General features: G+C 70.7%; 1 protein-coding gene. It reads left to right on the top strand.

The genetic code is table 11. The annotated features are described in order from the left end of the window. Positions 1-124 precede the first annotated feature (124 nt). A partial coding sequence (locus BN11_RS18025; RefSeq protein WP_053084176.1) for a cupin domain-containing protein occupies positions 125-1,102 on the top strand: 978 nt, incomplete at its 3' end.

Below are 1,102 nucleotides of genomic sequence, written 5' to 3' on the forward strand. Positions count from 1 at the left end.
CGGTGTGGCCTCGGCGGCACCCGACGGCGACCTGCCCGAGGACGTTGCCCGCGGGCTCTGACCGCATGAGTGGTGATGCGTCTGACGCACATCATCACGCGGGAGGACCGGACATAATCTGCGCGTGAACCCAACCGACACATCGAGCGGGGCGGACCAGCAGGTCCGCCCCGCTCTCGCGCGCCTGCTCTCCGTTTCCTTCGATGATTTCGCCGATAAGCATTGGGGCACAGCGCCTTTGCTCTCCCGGGCGGATGACCTGCCGAGCGGCTTCGCCGACCTGTTCAGCAATGACGCCGTCGACGAGCTCATCTCCCGGCGCGGCCTGCGCACCCCGTTCCTGCGCGTGGCCAAGGACGGCTCGACGCTGGCCGACGCGGAGTTCACCCGGGCCGGGGGCGTGGGCGCCGGCGTCACCGACCAGCTCAGCGACGACCGGCTCCTCGACCTCTTCGCCGGCGGCTCGACGCTGGTCCTGCAGGCGCTGCACCGCACCTGGCCGCCGATCATCGATTTCACCGGGCAGCTGAGCACCGATCTGGGCCACCCGGTCCAGGTCAACTCCTACACCACCCCCGCCCAGAACACCGGGTTCAGCTCCCACTACGACGTCCACGACGTCTTCGTCCTGCAGATCGCCGGCGCCAAACGCTGGCAGATCCGCGAACCGATCCTGACGACCCCGCTGCGCAGCCAGCCCTGGGATCAGCGGCGAGCGCAGGTCGAGGCGGCCAGCACCGGCATACCGCTGCTCGAGGTCACCCTCGAACCCGGCGACTGCCTCTATCTCCCGCGCGGCTACCTGCACGCCGCCACCGCCCTGGGCGAGATCAGCACCCACCTGACCATCGGGGTGCACACGTGGACGCGCACCCACCTGCTGCACACCCTCAGCCGGTATGCCGTGACGCGCCTCGCCGACGACGCCGACCTGCGCGCTGCCTTCCCGCCCGGTCTCGACTGGTCGGGCGTCCCGGTCGCCGAGGCGGACCTGGAGTTGGTGCGCGACCGTCTCGTCGCCGCGCTGCGTCAGGTCCGGCTGAGCGACCTGGCGGACGCACTGCATACGGCGCACCTGGGCTCGCAGCGCGCCGAGCCGGTC

The organism is Nostocoides australiense Ben110 (assembly GCF_001050535.1).
Classification (GTDB): Bacteria; Actinomycetota; Actinomycetes; order Actinomycetales; family Dermatophilaceae; genus Nostocoides_A; species Nostocoides_A australiense.